Genomic DNA, 21,268 nt, shown 5'->3' with positions numbered 1-21,268 from the left:
CCGATCCACGCGGGCGCTCAGTTCCACCGGGACACTGGCTGACTCAGCCCGCGGGCACGCCGACCGCATCCCACGCGTGGAGTACCGCATCGTGCTCCTGTGGCCCGTAGGCATCGGCGGTGTTCGCCGTCAGTCGTGCGAAGGACGTGAAGTCGGCGTCGCTGGCGAGCGTGCCACTGGTGAGCACGTCGTACCAGATATGGCCGGCGCGATCCCAGGCGTGGCCGCCGAGCTGAGTCGCGGCGAGGTAGAAGGCGTGATTGGGGATGCCCGAGTTGATGTGCACGCCGCCGCTGTCGGCGAAGGTGTGCACATAGTCGTTCATGTGGGCGGGCTGTGGATCCTTGCCGAGCTCGTCGTCGTCGTACGCGGTGCCGGGCGCCTTCATCGAGCGCAGCGCGACGCCCTGTACTCCAGGGCGCAGCAGTTCCTCTCCGATCAGCCAGTTTGCTTCCTCGACCGACTCGTCCTTGGCGTACTGCTCGACCAGGGAACCGAATACGTCGGACAGATGCTCGTTCAGGGCTCCGGACTGGCCCACGTATGCCAGGTTGGCGGTGTATTGGGTGACGCCGTGGGTGAGCTCGTGGCCGATGACGTCGGGTGACTGGGTGAAGTCGCCGAAGATGTGCCCGTCCCCGTCGCCGAAGACCATCTGCTCGCCGTCCCAGAAGGCGTTGTCGTAGTCCCGGCGGTAGTGAACGCTGGCGTCCAACGGGAGGCCGGCCCCGTCGATGGAGAAGCGGGACAGGGTCTGCAGATAGAAGTCGAAGGTGGCTCCAAGGCCGTCGTAGGCGTGATTGACCGAGGCGTCCGGTACGTCGGCCTCGCCCTCTCCGCGTATGCGTCTGCCGGGCAACTCCTGCCGGTGCTCGACGTCGCAGATGGTGCGGTCGGAGTGGTCGGGGCCGCGCGTCAGCGGGGCGGCGGTCGGGTTGATCTCGGCCGTCAGCCTGCGTTGGACGCGTTGTGCCGCGTCGAGCGCAAGGGTGCGGCGGGCAGGATCGTGCACGGTCGGGTCCTCGGCTCGGGCCAGCCGGTTGAGCAGATGTGGGGGCACGATCGCACACGGCGTCGTGGCCACGGACCTGAGCGAGGAGCCTCGGACGTTGTCGGTCATGGGTTGCTCCGATCGGTGCGGATGGCGGTAGCGCACTTCATCCGCCTGACGCTCGCGCCTGTGTGCGCATCTCAGGACGTCCGGTGAAAACGGTGCTGTCGGCACGTCAGGTGCCGCTACGAGCCGTCGACGCCGACAACGGACAAGGTGCTGCCACCGTGGTGATGGGCACGAATACATTCAAGGGGGACGACGTGACCCACTGCCTGAAGAGCACGCACATCCGCCTTGAGATGCCGCGGCGCCAGGACGTCTTCACATTGAAGTCGGCCAATTGTTGTGCCGGGCATGGATTTCTCTCCCTGGAGGAGAAGACGTTTCCGGTTTCAACGGGCGATCCATGCGCGCGCGTGCTATGGCATCAGTTTCCGCCCGTCATCAGAGGCATGCAACTCAGCATCCAGCAGCTCTGGCCGTAGCCCGTCGCTACAGCCAGGTCTCACCGAGGGGGCGGCATTGACCTCGGCGCCGACACGGAGGTCAAGCCAGGGCACGTTGGCGCAGCTCGGTGTGGGTTTCCGGAGGAGGCTCCAGTGCGTGAGACATTCTCCGGTCGCGCGACCAGGCCGGATCGGGCATTCTGCTGACATGCCCGAGATATGGATGCCGCAGGCCATCAAGGCAGACCTTGGCGATCATGCGCCGTGTGACCCGGCGTTTCCGCCGAAGGCAATCGCACACATCACCGCGGACAGGAATGCCACCACGGCAGCCCCACAGGATCTCGTGCCCTTCGCACGCCTCCAAAACTTCTTCACCCACGGCGGAAGAGGCACGGCGCCGCATATCCTGTGGGATCCCTTCACCGGCGCGTTCGCCCAGTTCTTCCCGGCCACCTCTCGCAGCAAAGCGCTCGAAGATGCGCCCGGTGGTACGCGAACCAACCGTGCCGGCGAAGTCGTTCTCCAGATCGAAGCTCTCTTTTTCCCGCACTGTCGTGCCGACGGCCGAGTGTGCGCCCGACTGACGGACACACCCTGCAAGGGCTGGAGCGAACTCAACACATGGGTGCGCTCCTGGGGTGTGCCGGACACCTGGCCCATGGGCCGTCCGACCGACTTCGTCTCGGCCCGCTCACCGGGCGTCTGGAGTTCCCGGGGCGGCTGGTACGCGCACGCCCATGTCCCGGAGAACAACCACGTCGACCCCGGATCCTGGCCCGCGTTCGTGCAGGAGCAGCTGGGCGAACCCGGGCGGGTGACCCGCTGACCGCCCGGAGTTCGAGCCGTGTCCCGGTCCGTCATTCTTCCGAGCCGGACAGAGATCGCCGATCTCCGAGGAGGAGAGAGTCATGCCTGCGCAAGAGCCTCTCCCTGGAACTGCGTTCTTCCATATAGGCCGACGCAGTCCGATCATCACTGCCATAGGGAAACGCCTCGTCGCGGAAGGGTGCGGGAAGTACACGACGGGTCCAGGCCCCGAGTGGACCGACACCGACCGCCAGTCCTACGCCGCCTGGCAGCGCAAGATCCACCTCTCGGGGGGTGACGCCGACGGTATACCCGGCCGGGAGTCCTGGGACCGGCTCCGCGTCCCGGCGACGACTGGTACGGGTGGGCACGTCTCCTCTCCCGTGCCAGGACACACAGTGACAACCGCCTACCACAAGCGGGGACCCCACTGGAGTCTGGGCTACCACACGGGTGCGGACTACGCCGCCCCGGAGGGGACGTCCTGTGTCGCCGTCCTCAGCGGTTCCGTTCGCGTCGGGCAGGACGGCAGCTTCGGTAACTACCTGGTGCTGAGGTCAGGCGTATTCGACTACTGGTACTGCCACCTCTCCCACCGTCACCCGTGGTTCCGTACGGGCCGGGCAACGGCTCGCTGAAGTGGGCTCGACCGGGAACGCCACCGGACCCCACCTGCACTTCGAAAAGCGCCCGGCCGGTGGTCGTTTCGGCACCGATGTGACTCCCAGTTGGTGACGTCCGGCGTTGTCAGCCGTCCTGCTGTTGGGAGGGCTTGGTCCAATCCGGGTCGGCCCAGCGGTATGGCTCGGCCGGATCGGGCAGGTCCGTACGGTACTCACGGTACGTGGAGTCTCGCTCCAGGCGGAGCCGGACGCTGGTGTGCAGCACGACGTGCTCGGGTACGCGGCGCGAGCGTCGGCCGGCCAGGATCCAGAACGGGCCATTGTGGTGGATGGCCGCGTCGGCGAACTCCTCGGTCACCGCACATGCCTCGGCGTATGCGCCGGGGCGGAAGACCAGATCCTGGCAGACTTCATCGGTGATCCACTTGAGGGTGATCGTCGAGAGCAGGGCATCGCCCTTCTCATGGGCGAAGGTGCCGCCGACATCGGAGTGCACACCGGCGAACCAGACCTCCTGCGCTGTGTCGTGCAGCGGCGCCGGCCGGCTTTTGACCAGGAACTCGCGGAAGGGGCGCCGCTTCTCGTCGAGGGAAACGGCGTGGCGGATGCGGGCGGCATTGGGGAGTTGGTGGGTGTAGGGCCACTGCAGATTGCCCAGGCGGAGGATGCCCGCCGCCTTCACTGTGTCCCAGACACCGAGATAGGCGACCGGCAGCGCGTAGTGGGAGACCTGCCGCGGATTGTTGCGTTTGACCGCCGCCCACAGCGGCTCGCGGTCGGTGCGCTGACAGAAGGCGTGCGAGAACCGGGCCACCTCCCGCTCGCTCTTGTCGATGTCCTGGTTGAAGGCGTACTTGGCCACCGCGTAGGGGACGAGATTCTCCGAGCCGGCCCGCATGAGTCCGGGCTTGTTGAGCATCCCGACCAGCGCGCGGGCGGTATAGGCGCCGCGGCTGAATCCGAAGACATACACGAGATCGCCGGGCTCCCAGTTCCGCATCAAGCACGTGTACGCCTCTGCCAGGTTGGTCCTCAGCCCGGTGCCGAAGGCGAGACCGCACACACGGGACAGCCAGCGGTCGACCGGGCCGCGGGCGACGGCCGACGACATGGTGCCGACGCCGGGGTCGTAATACAGGATCTGGCGCGAGGGGTCGTCCGCCTCCAGCATTTCGAATAGCCGCACCACGTTGGTGGGGTGGCAGGCGCCGACCTGATTGCCCGTCCCGTCGAGGCAGATGACGATCCTGCGTGGCATATCGGCTCCTCGTCCGGCGGCTAGCGGGAGCCTCGGCCGTTCCCGCGCGCCCGGCCCGTAGCCAGGTGGCCGGCCGCGGTGCGTCGTCCGGCGTCGATCTGCCCGGCGAACGCCTGGAGCGCGGCGGAACTGTTCGGCGGCAGGACCGCCATCAGCCCCTGCTCCTGCGCCTCGGCCACTGTCTCCGCCGCCCTGCTGCCCTCAGGGACGTGCACCAGGCGGACGTGTCCGTCTCCGGAACCCCGCCGGTCCACCGGAGAGACGGCGCCATGGGTACCGTCGGGCAGAGTCACCCACAGCTGGAAGTCGTCGTACCGGACGAAGTCCGCCCCCTTGACGGGCCAGGGATAGTGGTGCTCACCGGGCACCTTGGGCAGAATCCCCTGGTGGTTGCCGTGGCTCATGGGCACGCACGCATTGAACAACGAGTCGGTCCACGCCTCCACACCGTCCGCATCCTTGATCGGGGTGCGCAGCAGTGCGTCGGCCTCCTCGTATGCCAGCTCTGTGAGGGCCGGCAGGGTCAGCGGGAAGGCATCGATGAGTTCGGCCGCCTCCTGCCTGAGCCGGTCGACCTTCGCCGGCTCAGCGCAGAACTGCATGCTCCACTCGATGCCCGCCCGGGCCCGGTACATCCGCCAGCCGCCCGCTCCCCTGACCCAGAGGCTGCCTCCGTGGTGCATCTCCCAGTGCTCGGAGCCGGCGGGCCGGGGCCCGTACGGCAGATCCGTGTCACTCATCTCGTCGAGAATCTTGTGCGCTGTCTTCTTCGCGGCGCGGAAGAACGACGACTCGAAGCGCTCGGGGTGCTCGACCAGCCGAATCTTCCAGGGATGGTTCTCCGACTCGGTCCCGCCGGGCTTGAGCGAGTCGGGAATCGGGGACGATGCAAGGGAACCGGATCGGGTCATGTCCGACCTCCACGTGCCGACCGCGGTCCGTGTCCGGCCCACGGTGCCGAGTGCCCCTGTCTTCATCGTCCGCCCGGGCTCGGGGGTACGCCAACCCGAGCAGCCGATGAACGGAGGGTTGTCGGTCCAAGCAGGGCAGATCAAGAGGTCTGCCGCTGCCGACCGTGTCGATCAGTTCCTGGAGTGCCGCGCGCGGAGGCATCGTCGGCCATGCCGGCCAGCGGCGTTGCACGTGACCCAAAAGCGCCATCTGGGCCACGAACGGCGCGAAGGGCCGGGGCCAGGCGGGCTGGTTGAGCATGTCGACCCCGCTTCTCCCTGTTTCCTAACAGACCTGACAGCACATCAGCAAGACGGATGTCGTCGAACCGGACGCAGCCACCCGCGCAGTACCGTCCGGACGGCATGGTGCGGAGCCCACCCAGCCGGGACCAACCGATCACGTCCGAAAAGCGGATGGCGTCCGAGGGCAAGCCAGGGCGTGCGCGCAGCCGCCACGGGCAGTGCCCGAGCTCAGCGGGGAAGACCAGGGGAAGACCAATCGAGTACCTCGGGAAGCTGGTCGACAGGCAGGACGACCGCTCGGCCGGCCTGCCTGATCGGCGTCTGTACACCAGTCGGCCATGTCCCCCGGGGCGGTGCTTCCACCGGCGCCTTCGAGCACCGGCGCGGTGAGAGCGGGGATGACGAGTCCGTGTTCCCCGGGGCCGTCGACGCGCAGGCGGGAGGGCGCGGAGCGGCACGGGGTGCCGAGATGGGCATCGGCGCGCGTTGGCCGGCGTCATGGGATGCGCCGCTGGCGATCCCCGATTACGCCTGATCATGGTCTTCTTGACGTGAACGCAGGCCAAAGAGCGCCACTACGAATTCTCGTCACTTTCGAAACCCCGTTCCGGGCCGCGCATTTTCCCCAAGACCTTGTTTCCTTGAGTGTCAATCATCCGCGTAACAGATTCCTGTGCGATTCCAAAAATTACCGCCCAGGCGGCAATCTGGGCGGTGGAATCCAAATTCGAGAGGCCAGGAACGACTCGACCATTGATAAGTACTATCCCGAACAGGGCCGACAGGGCCCCGACGGGGAGCCTCAGGAGGATGAGCATGGCGGGTATCGAATACGGAGTGTTCGTGCCTTGAATCTTTCTGATTGCGAGTGAGCTCGCCAAGACTGCCGCGCCGGCACCAAACCCCTCCACAAGCAAGGCGTCGATCCTGCTTGCGTCCTTACCGGTTGGGCAAACCCGCCCGGTGGGGGGACTGAAGCAAAGGAAAGCGGATATCGTCGACTTACCCTTGAAATTCCAGATGATGAACAGCGTGGCTACGATGCTGGTGGCTATGACGGCAGCCAGCAGAACATTATGGAAGCTCCGGGCTTGGGCTCTCTCCACTTCTTCCGCTTCGTGTGCGGCAAGCAGGGTGGCGATGGCCAGTTCTTTCAGATCCGGCCCCATTTCCTGACCGTTGTTCTTCAAGCGGTCGTCCAACGCCACCAGCCTGGGATCGTTCGGCCCGAGGTGCTGCCTGGCCTGAGCGAGGACAACGGTCCCGGCCCATTTCAGCTCGCCTTCATCTTCAGGTACCAGCTTGAGCAGCTTCACCTCGGCCTTGTGCACATTGGAGTATGCTCGGTCGATGCGAGAGCCGGTCACCATTGAAATGGGACTGTTCCAGGCTCCGGCCGCATTTCGCGCTACCGCCAGATGGGTTTTTATCTTCTCTGCGATCTTCTGGTCGCCGGACGAGAGATCAGAAACCTCCTCCCTCCTGTTATAATATGGCGTATTCCACTTTTGCGTTCGGCGGCGCAAGATCCGGCTGTCACCCCCACATAACTCCACTGGAAATACGGGCTTGCGTAGCTTGCTCCCGCATCCCTCATGGTGCTGCCCCACCGCCCCGGCCGCCCTTGTCAAGCGTTCGCGAATCCGTCCCGACACCCCGTCACCGCACCCCGCACGAGGGGCCAAAACGGATATTCGCGAGAACTCGATCGAGCGGCCCGGACAGCGGACTGTGGCCCCGCGCTCAGCCCGAGCGCCCCTCTTTGAACGAAACGGAGATCCCTCATGTACTCGCTCGCCCTGCTCCTCACGGAGCCGGCGGGCCGACTTCGGCCGCTTCTTGCGAGCGAAGTACGTCGACGGCCCCCCTCCGAACCCGGCAGACGGGACCGCCCCCGAGGCCCCTCCCGCGCAGGTGGTCGATCACCTGCTTGGCTCGTCCGGGGACGGTCGATCTCCTGGGAAGAAAACACCGACGCGGCTTTCAGGGTCTCGTTCGCCCGCTTCAACTCCGCATTCTCCCAGCGGAGTTGCCTGAGTTTCTCGCGCTCGGCAGCACGTACCTCACGGACCGTGCGCTTGCGGAGGTCGTCGGGGTATTTACGCGGCGCTGCCATGGTGCTGGTGGTCCTCCTCCGCCAGGACCGCAATCCTGGCATCAGGGACTCCATCAGGGCCTAGCCAGGGGGCGCCCTGCTTGAGCGGGGTGGGGAATGGCTTCTGAGTCCTGCGCTGACCTCAACTGTGTGCTCGGATCCGCACTGTTCACCTGAGCCTGCCTCTCTGCCGTATTAGATATGCGGCGTGTGTATAGTGATTGCATGGTCGTGACCAGGAAGGTTCGTCGATTCTCCGGCGGCGTGTGTGACCTCGGACTCCACGTGGTGTGGTGCCCGAAGTACCGCCGTGCGGTCCTCAGTGGCCGGGTCGCGGGACGACTGGACGAACTGATCCGGCAGAAGGCCGACGAACGGGGGTGGGAGATCGTGGCGCTCGAAGTCATGCCCGACCACGTCCACCTGTTCGTCAAGCACGACCCGAAGTCGTCAGCCTCGTACGTGGCCAACCAGTTCAAGGGCTTCACCTCACGCGTGCTGCGCGAGGAGTTCCCGCACCTGAAGTCGCGGATGCCCACCCTGTGGTCGTCGTCGTACTTCGCGGCATCGGTCGGCGCCCTCTCGGCGGACGCCGTGCGCCGGTACATCGACACCCAGTGGGAACGCCCTTTGAAGAAGGGGGACGGCTCGTGATCCGCGCGTACAAGTTCCTCCTGCGCCCCACGGTCCGTCAGACCGCGGCGCTCGGCGAGATGCTGCGGGATCACTGCTCCCTGTACAACGGCGCGTTGCAGGAACGCCGGGACGCCTACCGGCACACCTCGAAGACCACCGTCCGCTACGGCGACCAGTCCGCGCAGCTCAAGGAGATCCGCGCGTTCGACCCCGAGCGCCAGGGCCGCTGGTCGTTCTCCTCCCAGCAGGCCACACTGCGCCGCCTCGACAAGGCTTTCCAGGCGTTCTTCCGCCGGGTCAAGGCCGGACAGGCCCCCGGCTACCCGCGTTTCAAGGGCGTCGGGCACTTCGACACCGTCACCTTCCCCAAGGACGGGGACGGCTGCCGCTGGGACTTTGTCCCGCACGACCGTCAGACCCGCGTCCGCCTCCAGGGCGTCGGACACATCCGCGTCCACCAGCACCGGCCGGTACAGGGCCGAGTCAGGACGGTCTCGGTAAAGCGCGAAGGAAGCCGCTGGTACGTCGTCCTCGCCTGCGACAGCGTCCCCGCCGAGGAGCTGCCCCCTACCGGTGCGATCGTCGGAATCGACATGGGCGTCGCACACTTTCTGACCACCTCGGACGGCGAACACGTCGCCAACCCGCGCTTCCTCGAATCGATGGCGGAGGAGCTGGCCGAGGCGCAGCGGCGCCTGTCGGCGTTCCCGAAGCGGACCCGGCAGCGCACCAAGAAGCACCGCGCCGCCGCCCGGAAGGTCGCCCGGCTGCACGGCAGGATCCGGCGGCAGCGCGCCGACTTCCACCACAAGGCCGCCCGCGCGCTCATCACCGGCCATGACGTGATCGCGCACGAGCGACTGAATACGGCGGGCATGACCAAGAGCCCCGCTCCCAGGCGCGACCCCGAGCAGCCCGGCGGTTTCCTGCCGAACGGTGCTGCCGCGAAGGCCGGGCTCAACCGCGGCATCCTTGACGCGGGTTGGACGCAGTTCCTCGGAATCCTGGCGAACAAGGCTGAGAGTGCCGGTCGCCTCATGGTCCCCGTGGACGCGCGCAACACCTCCCGCATGTGTCCCGAGTGCGGGCACGTCGCGAAGGAGAACCGCATTGATCAGGCGAGGTTCCGGTGCACGGCGTGCGGGTTCGCGGCGAACGCGGACCACGTCGGCGCGACGAACGTCCTCAACAGGGCCGGGCTGGTCCTCCGCACGGCGGCTTAGCCACCGACGCGGGAAGCCCGCGCGTTTACGCGTGGGTGGAGTCACAAATCCCAGTACAGCTCGGCAGCCCCCAGCACGCCGTCGTTGAACCGTGCGTGGCCCGTCGCGCCAAGAGGGGCGACGATCTGCATCCGCGTTGCCGCAGGTTGAATATCACCTTCTGTGTCGCGTGGTTCGTTCGGTGTCGGATACCGAACGAATGAACGCGATCGTGCGTGAACGCAAGCCTTCGCGGCGAGCCTCGATGCGGTCGTCGACCGGGAGATCGAAGCCTTGGCGGATCGGCTTGGCGTTCATCTTGTCCGCACAGTCGAGATCGGTGCACAGGAGAAGACCGAGCGTGTTGAGGCGTTCGCGTTTGTCGCGTGACGGGCGTCGAGCGGTGAACAGCGAAACCTCGTTGAACCGGCGGGAGGACCTGCACAGGTCGCACATCACCGCGCGCGATCCGAGTGCGGCTTCGTTCGGCGCCTGCCGCAGCAGCACTCCCAGCGCCTGGCCGTCGGCCTCGGAGACGAGGTAGGCGAGTTTCGGAGCGCGCAGATCCCGCCACCCGAGGTAGTCGATACGGTGCCACCGGACGTCGTCGAACCAGGTAGGCAGTCGGACCCTCTTTGCGGTGGGGTCCAGGTTCACGATCGCACCGCGAACCTCTTCCCTGGTCATGGGGCGCATTGCTTCTCCTGACGGGACTGAAGGAGTCGTGTACGTGGAGCCATTGGTGTTCTGTCACACGGCGCAGGGAGGCGGGGCTCGGCCACAGTACGAGCAGCGTGCGATGGGCGGTGTTCGTGTCCCGTGGCTCTGAGTGCCAGGCGCAGCAGGGCCAGTGCGTTGACGTCGCCGGCGATGCGGTTGGCGCTGAGCTCGCCGCAGGACAGGCACAGGCGGAGGAGCAGGACGGCGGTGGCGGCGTCTCGCTAGCTGTCGCGGGTGGCAGAGGTCAGGGCATCAGCGAGAGTCTGCCGGTGGCCCTGGTGCGTGCGTTCTCCCATGCGGAGCCGAGGTCGGGGAGGGCGTCGGCGGTCCATGCCTGGTCGAGGCCCTGGTGGTCGCCCGTGGCCCAGGAACGGCAGCGTCACCAACGTGACGGACATGTCCATGGAGGCCAAGACGCACGGCGGTACCAGGACAGCGAGCCTGGTCCATTGCCGGGTGCCGGCTTTCTTGCTTCCTTGTGTCATGCCCCTCACTCGCGCTCTCTTGGCCGACAGCTGTCGCGGATCAGCCGGAGTCAATTGCGTCATGCCATGCGTACTTAGTACGCATCGTTCGTGTACAGCATACGCATACGGGTGCCCCAGGCGGCAAATACGTTTCGGCAGCTGATTATGTCCAGCTCAGGCGGCCTCTCCCTCGTTGACGAGTTAGGATTTCGTCACGCATGAAGGGTGTGACGAAAAGGGGTGTGGTGATGCCGGAGCAGACGGGCTGCGCAGACTGTGGGAAGGATCTGGCACCTGCGGGGCGGGGGCGGCCGCGGCGCTTCTGCTCACAAGCCTGCCGGGCGAGCGCGTACCGGGCGCGGAAGACAGAGGCACACAGGGAGACAAGCAGCATGGAGAGCAGTGCCCCGGAAGGCGAGGCTGGCGCACATCACCTCACCGTTGGGCGCATCGTGCGGGCTGGAATCGCCATCGCGGACGCGGAGGGGCTCGACGCACTGTCCATGCGGCGGGTCGCCGCCGACCTCGGCGCGAGCACCATGGCCCTGTACCGGCACATCGCGTCCAGGGACGAACTGGTGGCCCTGATGGCGGAAGCTGCGCTGACCGATGCCCCGCTGCCCCGCACGCCGCCGCAGGGCTGGCGGCACGGCCTTGAACGAACCGCCCGCCGAGACTGGGAGCTGTACCACCGTCATCCGTGGATCCTGTTGAAGGTCCTCGTGACGACCCGCACGCACTCCAGCTGGGCACTGGCCGCGGACAGCGAGAGCACCTTCGCCGAATTCGACGGACTCGGCCTTGAACCTGCCGACGCCTTCCGTTACATGTTCATGTTCAGTTCCAACGTTCAGGGAGTGGCCCTGACCTACGTCAGCGACGTGGAGGCGGAACGGCAAGCTCGACGTACCGACCGGCGCCCGGCGAACGCCACGGACGATGCACGCCGTTCGCTCTACAAACCAGGCGCGCACCCACGACTCGGTCCCGCGATGCAGGCGGGCGCCGACCCCTGGGACCTCGACGCCCTTTTCGTCTCGGGCCTCACCGGCGTCTTGGACGGCATAGCCGCCGACCTCGCACGGCGCGGCATCGGGTAGAGAACAAAGCCTTACCCGCCCGCGTACGAAAGCCGGGATTCCTTCGTTTCATGGGGGTGCAGTCGGGGTGTGGGGGTGGTCGCAAAAGGCCCGGTCAGCACATGTGTTGGCGTCCGGTCGCGGCCATGGCGAGACGTCCACGGCCAGGACCAGCCGCCGCCCTGGGCTGCGGCACTTCGACCAGGCCACGGCGCAGTCGTGCGACATCGATCCGCCCCTGGTTGAGCCCGCCGTACAGAGATCCCTCCGCGAGCGAGGCCGGCCCGAGGCAGCGGGACAGCGCATGCCCTACCAGCACGCGAAGACGATACGGATCGGCAACGACGGCCACTGGCACGACCTCCCATCGGGGCAACCGGGGATTCTCGCCCTCAGCGGCCCCACTGTCCTTCCCGGCTACGTCGTCGGCCACGACGACCACGGACCCCAGCTGGACACCCCGGCAGCGTGCGCGACGGCTGGCTCAACACCGGGGACCTCGCCCACCTGGACCCCGACTGCTTCATCCACCTGCTCGGCCGTGCCAAGGACCTGATCATCCGCGGCGGCCACAACACCGCCCCCGCCGTCATCGAGGACGCCCTCCTCGCCCACCCTGCCGTCGCGGGCGCGAGCGCGGTGGCCGCCCCGCCCCGCATGCCGGAGAAGTCCCCGTCGCCTACGTCACCCTCGCCCCGGACTCGGCCGACAATCGAGTGGTCATTCCGGTAGGAGCTGTTCGGCCGAACACCGTTGAACGTGTACAGCCGTGGTTGTCTCTCTGTGCAATCCCGTACGCAGCATGGGGCGAGGCCGGGCTCGGGCAGCCACAGGTGGCGGCCTCGACCCCGCGTCGCCAGTACGTGTTCTCGGAGTCGATGACCAGCAACCCCCGCCCCACCAGCACATCCCGAGTGCGTCCAGGTCCGCCCGCCGCTGCTGGGGGAGCTTGTCGCCTGGCTCGCTCGTTGTGTTCGGGAAGTGGGTGGGTCAGTTCTTTCGGTAGGACGCGTCCAGGTTGGGGACCTCGACGGAGGCGTGCAGGACGATGCCATCGACTGGCTTGACCTGGGCGGCGACCAGGGCGAGCACTGCGGCCGCGAGGCGGGCCTTGGCCGCGTCGGTGCGGCCGTGGAGCAGGCCGATCTCGACGTGCAGGAGGGCGTGGCTCCCGGTCTCGGTCCCAACGGCGAAGTCCTCGACCCGGCGGAAGCGGGTCTTGCAAGCCTCCAGGCGGGCGTCGACGGTCTCGACGACGATCGGGTGCAGGGCGAGCGCGAAGGCCGGCGGGTCGAAGGCTGCGTCGAGCGCGCCGGAGTAGTCGACGGTGATCTGCGGCATGGCGGACGGCTCCTCGGATGGGATCACTTGATGGGCTCCCACCTTACGAAGGGCGGCTCAGCCGACTGCTACCACGTCCCTCGGGACCGCGCCCGGACTTGAGCAGGAAACCAGGAAGATGCCCGGAGACTGCCCGTGTATCGACCCGCGACCAACACCCCGAAGCCCAGAAAGACGCGCTCCGCGTGGCTGGCTACGAAGAGATCTGCACCGACAAGGCATCCGGCAAGCCTGCCCGCCCGTGGGCAACGCGAGCCTTCCCGCCCGGCGCCGCCAGCCCGCACAAACCGAACGGGCCTCGTCTACAACGGAGGCTCCCCAGAGCCAGCTCCCGCCGACCGCCACCGGGACAGCACATCATGAGCAGCACGAGTATCGGGGGTGCTCGTTGCCGAGGAGTCGCTCCTGGTCGGCGAGCAACCAGATCTTTCAGGATGTCTCATGGGTGCTCTGGACGGCCTGGTGGCCGATCACGGCGTCGGTGATGGTCGGCTGGACCGATGCGGGCACCGACGTCCCCAAACGGAAGGCCGCCTACCCGTGGCCGTACCTCCTGTGGACGTCCGTTCAGCACCGTGGGTGTCTGTGGGTCGCGCGGTTCCGGTTCGTAGAGCACGTCGGGGTCGTCAGGCCGATGGTGCACGACCACCGGGTCTCCAGGACTCAGGTTCGCGGCATGCGTGGAGAGGAGCCCGGGGAACGGTTCCCCCTCCTGCGGATCGACGCGCAGGAACAGATGCCGGATCCGATGCACCACGCCGTCGAGGCCTTCGCTTCGGAGGCCCGCGCCGGGGCTGCCCAGGTGGCCACATCGACCGGTGCGGCGAGACGTCCGGCGTGGACCTGATCCAGGTCGTGCTGCGCGCCGCGATGGAGCAGGCCCACAGGAAGGCGTGCCCGTAGGAGCGCACGGTCCGCGTGCGCCGCGCACCGCACTGTCGCAACCTGGAGGCATGACCTGTCGGTGCGCGACGAAAGGTGAACCATGAAGGTCGCAGTGATCGGTGGTACCGGCCTGATCGGCTCGCAGGTCGTGCAGAAGCTGAACGCGGCCGGGCACAAGGCTGTGCCGCACTCGCAGTCCACAGGTGTCGACGTGATCACCGGACAGGGCCTGGCGGAGGCGGTGGCCGATGCCGACGTCCTCGTCAACCTGACGAATTCTCCGACCTTCGACGACGCCTCACCGGCGTTCTTCCAGACCTCGATGGACAACCTCCTGGCCGCCGCCCAGAAGGGCGGGGTGCGCCACGTCGTCATCCTCTCGATCGTCGGCGCGGACCAGGTGCCCGGCCTCGACTACTACCGGGCCAAGGTCCTGCAGGAAGACATCCTCAAGGCCGGGCCGATCCCCTACTCGATCGTCCATGCCACCCAGTTCATGGAGTTCATGGACGCGGTCTTGTCCTGGACCACCGAGGGCGACACGGTCCGGCTGCCCACCACTCCGCTTCAGCTGATCGCCGCCCAGGACGTCTCCGACGCCGTCGCCGAAGTCGCTGTCGGTGCCCCTTTGAACGGCCCCCTCGACATCGCCGGGCCCGACGTCCTCCCCCTCGACGAACTCGGCCGGATCACCCTCAATGCCCATCCCGACGGCCGCACGGTCGTCACCGACAACACCGCCGGGATGTTTGCCGCCGTCCAGGGCGATGCTCTGATCGCCAAGGGCGACGCCCGTATCGCCCCCACCCACTACAGCGACTGGCTCTCCTGAACCAGGCCGATGTGGCGGTGCGGGTGGGACCTCGACCGAGTGATCGGCGTCCGCGGCCGATGCCGGGAACGGACGACCTCGGAACGCGACCGAGCAAGCCGGAGCCGTGCCGGTGGGCGCGGATCCGCGCGGCATCACCGTCGTCGGCGCGATCGTCGCCCCCTCATCCGGTCCCGCCGGCGCCGCACGCGTTCAGAGGCCCCACCGGCCAGGTCTCATAGGGGTCGGCGCCCGCGTGATCGTCGTCGGGACCTCGTACGGATCCGTTCTGCGGCATCCGCACCTGCGTCGGGGGCAACCCGCCTGGATCGTCGCGCGCGGCGATGGTTGCGTCGGCTGTGTGGTGCCCCCGACCCGTTGTGACCGCCACTTGCCGCAGGGAGTCGTACGGCATCGGCGCCCGCCGGCGCCGGTGCGTGGAGGCACCAGGGGGCCACGAAGGACGGGCCCGTGGGCAAGCTTGACCGGATCGGTGCGCAGCCGCCACGGCGGCCCGCCCTCCGTGCTGCCCCGGAGCGCTCACCTGTCGTGACGGGCGAGGCGGACGTACCGGCCGGCGGAAGACCGCCGACGGCCGCCGGAGGCGGGCAAGGGAGTCATGGGCAGGAGTGGGCCGCCGACACGGCTGCCGGAAGTTCTCTGGGCGGGAAGCGGGGCGGCACGGAGACTCGCAGATGTCCGGAGCCGTGCCAGGCCCGGACTCGTCCGCATCCATGGAGGTGACCGGTGGACAGCGCTGATGCCCAGGAGACGGGTTCCGGCCGGCCGATGTCGTTCGCACAGCGGCGGTTGTGGTTTCTGGACAGCCTGCGCCCCGGTACGCCGGACGATCTGCTGCCCCTGGCGCTGCGCATCCGCGGAGACCTCGACGAGAAGGCACTGACCGGCGCGTTCGCCGCGGTGCTCGCCCGTCACGAGGTGCTGCGGACCCGGTACCCGGCCGTGGACGGCGAGCCGGTCGCGGTGGTGGAGCCCACCGTGGACGTACCGTGGGACCACCGGGATCTGCGGCATCTGTCGTCCGAGAAGCGCGAGTCGCGGCTCGCGGGGCTCGTCGCCGCCGAACTGGTCAGGCCCCTGCCGCTGGAGACCGCGCCACCGATGCGGTTGACCCTGGTGCGGCTGGCCGAGCAGGAACACCTGCTGCTGATCGTGGTCCACCACATCGCCTTCGACTTCTTCTCCTGGCCCGTCCTCACCCAGGAACTGGCGGCCGGGTACCGGGCCCGCACCGACGGCACCGCACCGCAGGTCGAACCGGCGCCGCTGCCCCTCCAGTACGCCGATGCCGCCGCCCAGCAGGCCGCACGGTTGGCGGGTCCGCGCGGCGATCGCCAACTCGCCTACTGGCGCGAGCGGCTGGCCGGTTTGGAACCCCTGGAGCTGCCCACCGACCGGCCGCGCCCGGCTGTCTGGGACGGCGCCGCCGACATCGCCCGTTTCACCATCCCGGCCGAGCTGGCCGCAGGGGTGGACCGGGTGGCCCGGGAGTACCGGGCCACCCGGTTCATGGTGCTGCTCGCCGCCTTCCAGGCCACCCTGGGCCGGCTGGCCGGCCGGAGCGACGTCGCGGTGGGTACCCCGGTCAGCGGCCGGGGACGGCCCCGGCTCGACGAGCTGATCGGGCTGTTCGTCAACTCCGTGGTGCTACGCGCCCACCTCGGCGGCGCACCGTCCTTCGCCGAACTGCTGGGCCGGGTACGGACGGACACGCTGGCCGCGCTCACCCATGCCGAGCTGCCGTTCGAGCGGATCGTCACCGAGCTGGCCCAGCAACGCGATCTCTCCCGCAACCCCCTCTTCCAGGTCTCCTTCCAACTGCTCCCCCTGCCCGAGGAACCGGACCATCTGCCCGGCCTGGACACCGAGATGATCTCCACCCCGGCCTCCGGCACCGCCTTCGACCTGGCGTTGGACCTCTTCTCCCAGCCGGACGGCCGGATCTCCGGCCGGATGCAGTACGCCACCGCGCTCTTCGACCCGGACACCGCCGAACTGATCGGCGCCGCCTTCACGGCGCTGCTGACCGCCGCCGTGGCCGAACCGGAGGCCCCGGTCGCCCGGCTCGCGGGCACACTGCCGAACCTGCCGGGCCGGGAGCGGCGCAGGCTCCTGGCCCAGGGCAACGACACCGCGCTGGAGGTGTCGGACCTCCCCTGGACCGAGCTGTTCGCCCAGCAGGTCTCCCGCACCCCCGACGCGGTCGCGGTCAGCGGCCCCGGCGGCTTGCTCGCGTACGGCGAACTGGACTCTCGCGCCAACCAGTTGGCGCACCGGCTGGCCGAGCTGGGCGCCGCCCCGGGCACCCCCGTCGGGGTCTTCCTGGAACGCGGCCCCGCGCTGCTGGTGGCCCTGCTGGCGATACACAAGGCAGGCGCCGTCTACCTGCCGCTCGACCCGGGCTACCCGGCCGGCCGGATCGGCTATCTGCTCCAGGACGCCGGAGCCGAGATGCTCGTCAGTGAACGGGCGCTCGCCGGGCGGCTGGACGGTACGGGAGCCGGGCCCCGGCCGGGCGAGGAGCGCACCCTGCTGCTCGACGACCCCGCCGAGGCGGCCAGGGTGGCCGCCGCCCCGTGCTCGGCACCGCCGCGCCGCCCCGGCCCGGACGAACTGGCCTACATGTTCTACACCTCCGGCTCCACCGGCCATCCCAAGGGCGTGCTGGTCGAGCACCGCTCGCTGACGCACTTCCTGGTGGCGATGGCCGGCCGCCTGCCGCTGTGCCCCGGTGGCACGTTCCTGGGCATCACCTCGGTCTCCTTCGACCCCTCGCTGATGGAGCTGTGCCTTCCGCTGCTGACCGGGGCCCGGCTGCTGCTCGCCGACCGCGAACAGGCCCGCGACCCGGAGCGGATGGCCGCGCTGATCGACACCGCCCAGACCGCCCTGGTGCAGGCCACCCCGGTGACCCTGCGGATGCTGCTGGACGCCGGCTGGCGGCCGGGCGCCGGGCTCACCCTCCTCAGCGGCGGCGAGAAGCTGCACACCGACCTCGCGGTCCGGCTGGCCGCCGGCGGCGCCCGGGTATGGGATCTGTACGGCCCCACCGAGACCACCGTCTGGTCCACCACCGCCCGCCTCGACGCCCACGGGCGGACCGTGGACTGGGAACTCCGCGGCAACACCCGGCTCCATCTGCTCGACGCGCGGATGGAACCGGTGGCCGAAGGCGCGGTCGGGGAGATGTACATCGGCGGAAGCGGACTGGGCTGGGGCTACCACGGCCGCCCGGCCCAGACGGCCGGGGCCTTCGTCCCCGATCCGTTCGCCGACCGGCCCGGGGCACGCCTGTACCGTACCGGCGACCTCGCGCGTCGGCGCCCCGACGGCTCCCTGGACATCCTGGGCCGCGCCGACCACCAGGTGAAGATCCGCGGCCACCGGATCGAGCCGGGCGAGATCGAGTCCGCGCTGCTCGCCCTCGGCCCCTTCCGGGCCGCGGTGGTCCTCGCCGTACCGCAGCCGGACGGCGACCAGCGGCTGGCCGCCTACCTGGTGCCGGGGGAGGACACCACCGGCGCTCCCGGCCACGAGGAGCTGCGGACGGCCCTGCTGGCCACCCTGCCCGACTACATGGTGCCCGAAGCCTTTGTGACGCTGGACGCCCTGCCGCGCACACCGAACGGCAAGGTCGACCGCAAGGCGCTGCCCCCGGTGGCGCATTGGCGCCCGGCCGGGGACACCACCGCGGGGGCACGGCCGCGCACGGACCGCGAACGCACCGTGGCCGGGATCTGGCAGGAGGTGCTGGGCGTCCAGGACATCGGCGTCGACCACGACTTCTTCCAGCTCGGCGGGCACTCCCTGCTCGCCACCCGGGTCTCGGTACGGCTGCGGGCCGCACTCGGCATCGACGTCCCGGTCCGGGCGCTCTTCGAACACCCCACCGTGGCCGCGCTCTGCGCCGCGCTCCCCGGCTACCCGGCCGTCGCCGCCGGACCGTCCGCACCGGTCCTGGGCGCCCGGCGCCGAGCACGCCGCCCCGCCGCCCGGCTCGCGGACGGCGGCCGGTAGCGAGGAAGCCCGGCACGGCGGCGGGCCGCCACGGCACCACCACACCACCGGCAGTCACCGCATGTCATCACCCCGCGACGGCGCGTCATACCGGCCCGGGGCCGCCACTCCCGGCCGGTCGGCACGACGGGCGAGAACCGAAAGGACCACCGATCACCATGACCATCGCGTTCACCCCTCCCACCTCCGCGCCCCCGCCCCCCGCCGCGGCCGAGGCGCCGGACGTCGCCGTCTTCGAGCGGCACGAATCCCATGTCCGCAGCTACTGCCGCAAGTTCCCGGTGGTCTTCGAGCGCGCCAGGGGCGCACGGCTGTACGCCGAGGACGGCCGCGTCTTCACCGACTTCTTCTGCGGCGCGGGATCGCTCAACTACGGCCACAACCCCGGCCCGATCAAGGAGCGGATCGCCGACTACCTCGCCTCCGACGGGATGATGCACGGGCTCGACATGTACACCGTGGCCAAGCGGTCCTTCCTGGTCGCGCTCACCGAGCACATCCTGCGCCCCCGCGGCCTGGAGTACACCGCCCAGTTCGCCGGGCCCACCGGCGCCGATGCGGTCGAGGCCGCGCTGAAGCTGGCCCGCAAGGCCACCGGACGCCGGGGGATCTTCGCCTTCAGCGGCGGCTACCACGGGATGACCCGGGGCTCGCTGGCCGTCACCGGTAACGGCCGGGCCCGCCGTGCCGGCGGGGTGCACGGGCAGGACGAGGTCACCTTCATCCCGTACGAGGACGGACCGCGGGGCCCCTTCGACTCCGTCGCGTTCATCGAACGGCTGCTGGCCGACTCCTCCTCCGGAGTGGAGACGCCGGCCGCGGTGATCGTCGAGCCGTTGCAGATGGAGGGCGGGGTCTACGAGGCGTCCCCGGACTGGCTGCGCCGACTGCGCGCCGTCACCGAACGCCACGGCATCCTGCTCATCTGCGACGAGATCCAGTCCGGGTGCGGCCGTACCGGCACGTTCTTTGCCTTCGAGGAGTCCGGCATCGTCCCGGACATCGTCACCGTCTCCAAGTCCATCAGCGGCTACGGCCTTCCCCTGGCCCTCACCCTCTTCCGCCCCGAACTGGACGTCTGGGAGCCGGGTGAGCACACCGGAACCTTCCGCGGCAACCAGCTCGCCTTCGTCGCCGCGACCGCCGCCGCCGAGCTGTGGAGCAGCCCGGACTTCCTCGACCGGCTGCCCGAACCCGCCCGCCGGCTGGCCGCGTTCGGAACCGAACTGGCCGCCGCCGAACCGGAGATCGCCATCCGGGGCCGCGGCATGGTGCTCGGCGTCGACCTGGGCCGCTGCGGCGGCGGCAAGCGCGCCGAAGAGGTGCAGCGGTACGCCTTCGACCACGGGCTGATCGTCGAACTCTCCGGCCGGGACGACGAGGTGATCAAGGTGCTGCCGCCGCTGACCATCACCCCCGAGGAGCTCGACCACGGCATCGACGTGCTCCGCGCCGCACTGCTCAACCGCTGAGACCGCCAGAACCGCTCCATCCAGGAGGAAGCACCATGCCCCAGGCCGAACGCCGCCATCTGATCTCCATCGACGACCTCTCCGACGAGGAACTGCGGCACATCGCCCGGCGCGGCGCCGAGTTCTCCGCGGGCGCCGCCGACGACGTACGTCCCCTGGCGGACACCGTCGTCGGCGTGCTGTTCCGCAAGACCTCCACCCGTACCCGTACCGCCTTCTCCGCCGGGGCGCTGAGGCTGGGAGCCCGGCTGATCACCTACGGCCCCGGGGACCTCCAGGAGAACACCGGGGAGACCGTGGAGGACAGCGCCGCGGTGCTCTCCCGGATGATCGACGTGCTGGTGGCGCGCACCGCGGGTCCCGAGCGCGAACTGCGCGCCTACGCCGACCAGCGGCGGATGGCCGTCGTCAACGCGATGAGCCAGGGGGAGCACCCCACCCAGGCGCTGGCCGACCTCACCACGCTGCTGCGCAGGTTCGGCCGGATCGAGGACCTGCACGTGATCTACGTGGGCGAGGGCAACAACACCGCCTCCGCCCTGGCCCTGGCGCTCTCCCGCTTCCGGGGCACCCGGCTCACGCTGCGCACCCCGCCCGGGTACGGGCTGGCACCCGAGTACCTGGAACGGGCCGCGGTCAGCGCGAAGCGGAGCGGTGCCCGGATCGAGGAGCGCCACGACATGGCGGACCTGCCGGCCGCCGACGTCGTCTACACCACCCGCTGGCAGACCACCGGGACCGAGAAGCCGACCGCCGACTGGCGCGAGGTGTTCGCACCCTTCCAGGTCACCGAGAAAACCATGGCAAGCAGCCCGGACGCGGTCTTCATGCACGACCTCCCCGCCCATCGCGGCGAAGAGGTGACCGCGGACGTGCTGGACGGCCCGGAGAGCATCGCCTTCGACCAGGCCGAGAACAAATACCACAGTGCGCGCGCCGTTCTCGAATGGTGCGCGGCGGACCGGAGCCTTGAGAGGTAGAGCGTCATGGCCGCGGAAAAGCAGACGGAAGAGCAGGAAGCCGTTTATCTGCCCGGTGGGCGTTGGCGGTTGTGGGAGCAGTTCTCGTTGCGTGGGCCGGGTTTTCCGGTGGGGGGTGTGTTGGATCTGGCGCCGGTGGATGTGTCGGTGTATGC

Annotated in this window: 18 protein-coding genes and 3 pseudogenes; 13 read left to right on the top strand and 8 right to left on the bottom strand. The window is 68.9% G+C overall.

What is annotated here, in order from left to right:
• Window positions 1-43 precede the first annotated feature (43 nt).
• Complete coding sequence (locus ACIHCL_RS12950) at window positions 44-1,120, bottom strand: M4 family metallopeptidase (protein WP_399860627.1); 1,077 nt, start codon at window positions 1,118-1,120, stop codon at window positions 44-46.
• Window positions 1,121-1,203: 83 nt separating this feature from the next.
• On the opposite strand from ACIHCL_RS12950, the gene ACIHCL_RS12945 reads away from it, so the two are divergent.
• From ACIHCL_RS12945 to ACIHCL_RS12930, 4 genes and pseudogenes are all read left to right on the top strand, one after another.
• Window positions 1,204-1,539, top strand: coding sequence for a hypothetical protein (locus ACIHCL_RS12945; RefSeq protein ID WP_399860624.1), 336 nt, complete (start codon window positions 1,204-1,206; stop codon window positions 1,537-1,539).
• 169 nt (window positions 1,540-1,708) lie between these two features.
• A complete protein-coding gene (locus ACIHCL_RS12940) occupies window positions 1,709-2,329 on the top strand; it encodes a hypothetical protein (RefSeq protein WP_399860622.1) in 621 nt (206 codons plus the stop codon).
• A gap of 85 nt (window positions 2,330-2,414) precedes the next feature.
• Window positions 2,415-2,657: pseudogene (locus ACIHCL_RS12935) on the top strand (peptidoglycan-binding protein); the annotation flags it as partial.
• Between the two features lie 292 nt (window positions 2,658-2,949).
• A complete protein-coding gene (locus tag ACIHCL_RS12930) occupies window positions 2,950-3,045 on the top strand; it encodes a hypothetical protein (protein ID WP_399860619.1) in 96 nt (31 codons plus the stop codon).
• Window positions 3,046-3,057: 12 nt separating this feature from the next.
• On the opposite strand, the gene ACIHCL_RS12925 is transcribed toward ACIHCL_RS12930, so the two are convergent.
• The 3 genes from ACIHCL_RS12925 to ACIHCL_RS12915 form a co-directional block, all read right to left on the bottom strand.
• On the bottom strand, window positions 3,058-4,191 hold the full coding sequence (locus ACIHCL_RS12925) for a DUF2235 domain-containing protein (protein WP_399860616.1): 1,134 nt from the start codon (window positions 4,189-4,191) through the stop codon (window positions 3,058-3,060).
• 20 nt (window positions 4,192-4,211) lie between these two features.
• Complete coding sequence (locus ACIHCL_RS12920; protein WP_399860614.1) at window positions 4,212-5,102, bottom strand: DUF6424 family protein; 891 nt, start codon at window positions 5,100-5,102, stop codon at window positions 4,212-4,214.
• An 860-nt stretch (window positions 5,103-5,962) separates the two neighbouring features.
• Complete coding sequence (locus tag ACIHCL_RS12915; RefSeq protein WP_399860611.1) at window positions 5,963-6,913, bottom strand: hypothetical protein; 951 nt, start codon at window positions 6,911-6,913, stop codon at window positions 5,963-5,965.
• A 794-nt stretch (window positions 6,914-7,707) separates the two neighbouring features.
• Here ACIHCL_RS12915 and tnpA point away from each other — a divergent pair.
• Window positions 7,708-8,136 carry an IS200/IS605 family transposase gene (gene tnpA, locus ACIHCL_RS12910; RefSeq protein WP_399860609.1) on the top strand — a complete coding sequence of 143 codons (429 nt, stop codon included), beginning with the start codon at window positions 7,708-7,710 and terminating at the stop codon, window positions 8,134-8,136.
• Window positions 8,133-9,341, top strand: a complete 1,209-nt coding sequence (locus tag ACIHCL_RS12905; RefSeq protein ID WP_399860606.1) for an RNA-guided endonuclease InsQ/TnpB family protein — start codon at window positions 8,133-8,135, stop codon at window positions 9,339-9,341. Before tnpA ends, ACIHCL_RS12905 begins: the two co-directional genes overlap by 4 nt.
• Before the next feature lie 153 nt (window positions 9,342-9,494).
• Here ACIHCL_RS12905 and ACIHCL_RS12900 read toward each other — a convergent pair whose 3' ends face one another.
• The gene (locus ACIHCL_RS12900; RefSeq protein WP_399860604.1) at window positions 9,495-10,007 is read right to left on the bottom strand and encodes an FBP domain-containing protein; all 513 of its coding nucleotides are present in this window, start codon (window positions 10,005-10,007) and stop codon (window positions 9,495-9,497) included.
• A 137-nt stretch (window positions 10,008-10,144) separates the two neighbouring features.
• A pseudogene (locus ACIHCL_RS12895) lies at window positions 10,145-10,228 on the bottom strand (RNHCP domain protein); the annotation flags it as partial.
• 671 nt (window positions 10,229-10,899) lie between these two features.
• Between ACIHCL_RS12895 and ACIHCL_RS12890 the strand changes: the two are divergent.
• Window positions 10,900-11,607: a TetR/AcrR family transcriptional regulator gene (locus ACIHCL_RS12890; RefSeq protein ID WP_399860601.1), complete on the top strand. Its 708-nt coding sequence runs from the start codon at window positions 10,900-10,902 to the stop codon at window positions 11,605-11,607.
• 81 nt (window positions 11,608-11,688) lie between these two features.
• On the opposite strand, the pseudogene ACIHCL_RS12885 reads toward ACIHCL_RS12890, so the two are convergent.
• Window positions 11,689-11,851, bottom strand: a pseudogene (locus ACIHCL_RS12885) (transposase); the annotation flags it as partial.
• A gap of 203 nt (window positions 11,852-12,054) precedes the next feature.
• On the opposite strand from ACIHCL_RS12885, the gene ACIHCL_RS12880 reads away from it, so the two are divergent.
• On the top strand, window positions 12,055-12,318 hold the full coding sequence (locus ACIHCL_RS12880; protein ID WP_399860598.1) for a hypothetical protein: 264 nt from the start codon (window positions 12,055-12,057) through the stop codon (window positions 12,316-12,318).
• A 258-nt stretch (window positions 12,319-12,576) separates the two neighbouring features.
• Here the strand turns inward: ACIHCL_RS12880 and ACIHCL_RS12875 are convergent, their stop codons facing one another.
• The gene (locus tag ACIHCL_RS12875; RefSeq protein ID WP_399860595.1) at window positions 12,577-12,927 is read right to left on the bottom strand and encodes a 5-carboxymethyl-2-hydroxymuconate Delta-isomerase; all 351 of its coding nucleotides are present in this window, start codon (window positions 12,925-12,927) and stop codon (window positions 12,577-12,579) included.
• 445 nt (window positions 12,928-13,372) lie between these two features.
• On the opposite strand from ACIHCL_RS12875, the gene ACIHCL_RS12870 reads away from it, so the two are divergent.
• The 5 genes from ACIHCL_RS12870 to ACIHCL_RS12850 all read left to right on the top strand — a co-directional run bounded on the left by ACIHCL_RS12870 (window position 13,373) and on the right by ACIHCL_RS12850 (window position 21,113).
• Window positions 13,373-13,774, top strand: coding sequence for a hypothetical protein (locus ACIHCL_RS12870; RefSeq protein ID WP_399860592.1), 402 nt, complete (start codon window positions 13,373-13,375; stop codon window positions 13,772-13,774).
• Between the two features lie 138 nt (window positions 13,775-13,912).
• The gene (locus ACIHCL_RS12865; RefSeq protein ID WP_399860589.1) at window positions 13,913-14,644 is read left to right on the top strand and encodes an SDR family oxidoreductase; all 732 of its coding nucleotides are present in this window, start codon (window positions 13,913-13,915) and stop codon (window positions 14,642-14,644) included.
• A 726-nt stretch (window positions 14,645-15,370) separates the two neighbouring features.
• Window positions 15,371-18,661 (top strand): amino acid adenylation domain-containing protein, encoded by a 3,291-nt coding sequence (locus ACIHCL_RS12860; protein WP_399860586.1) that lies wholly within the window; start codon window positions 15,371-15,373, stop codon window positions 18,659-18,661.
• Window positions 18,662-18,819: 158 nt separating this feature from the next.
• Window positions 18,820-20,133 carry a diaminobutyrate--2-oxoglutarate transaminase gene (locus ACIHCL_RS12855; RefSeq protein WP_399860583.1) on the top strand — a complete coding sequence of 438 codons (1,314 nt, stop codon included), beginning with the start codon at window positions 18,820-18,822 and terminating at the stop codon, window positions 20,131-20,133.
• A 35-nt stretch (window positions 20,134-20,168) separates the two neighbouring features.
• Window positions 20,169-21,113, top strand: a complete 945-nt coding sequence (locus ACIHCL_RS12850; RefSeq protein WP_399860582.1) for an ornithine carbamoyltransferase — start codon at window positions 20,169-20,171, stop codon at window positions 21,111-21,113.
• Window positions 21,114-21,268 lie beyond the last annotated feature (155 nt).

The sequence above is a fragment of the Streptomyces sp. NPDC052042 genome, assembly GCF_044548345.1.
Classification (GTDB): domain Bacteria; phylum Actinomycetota; class Actinomycetes; order Streptomycetales; family Streptomycetaceae; genus Streptomyces.
The sequence above is the reverse complement of the archived record's forward strand: the minus strand, read 5'-3'. Positions and strand labels throughout refer to the sequence as shown.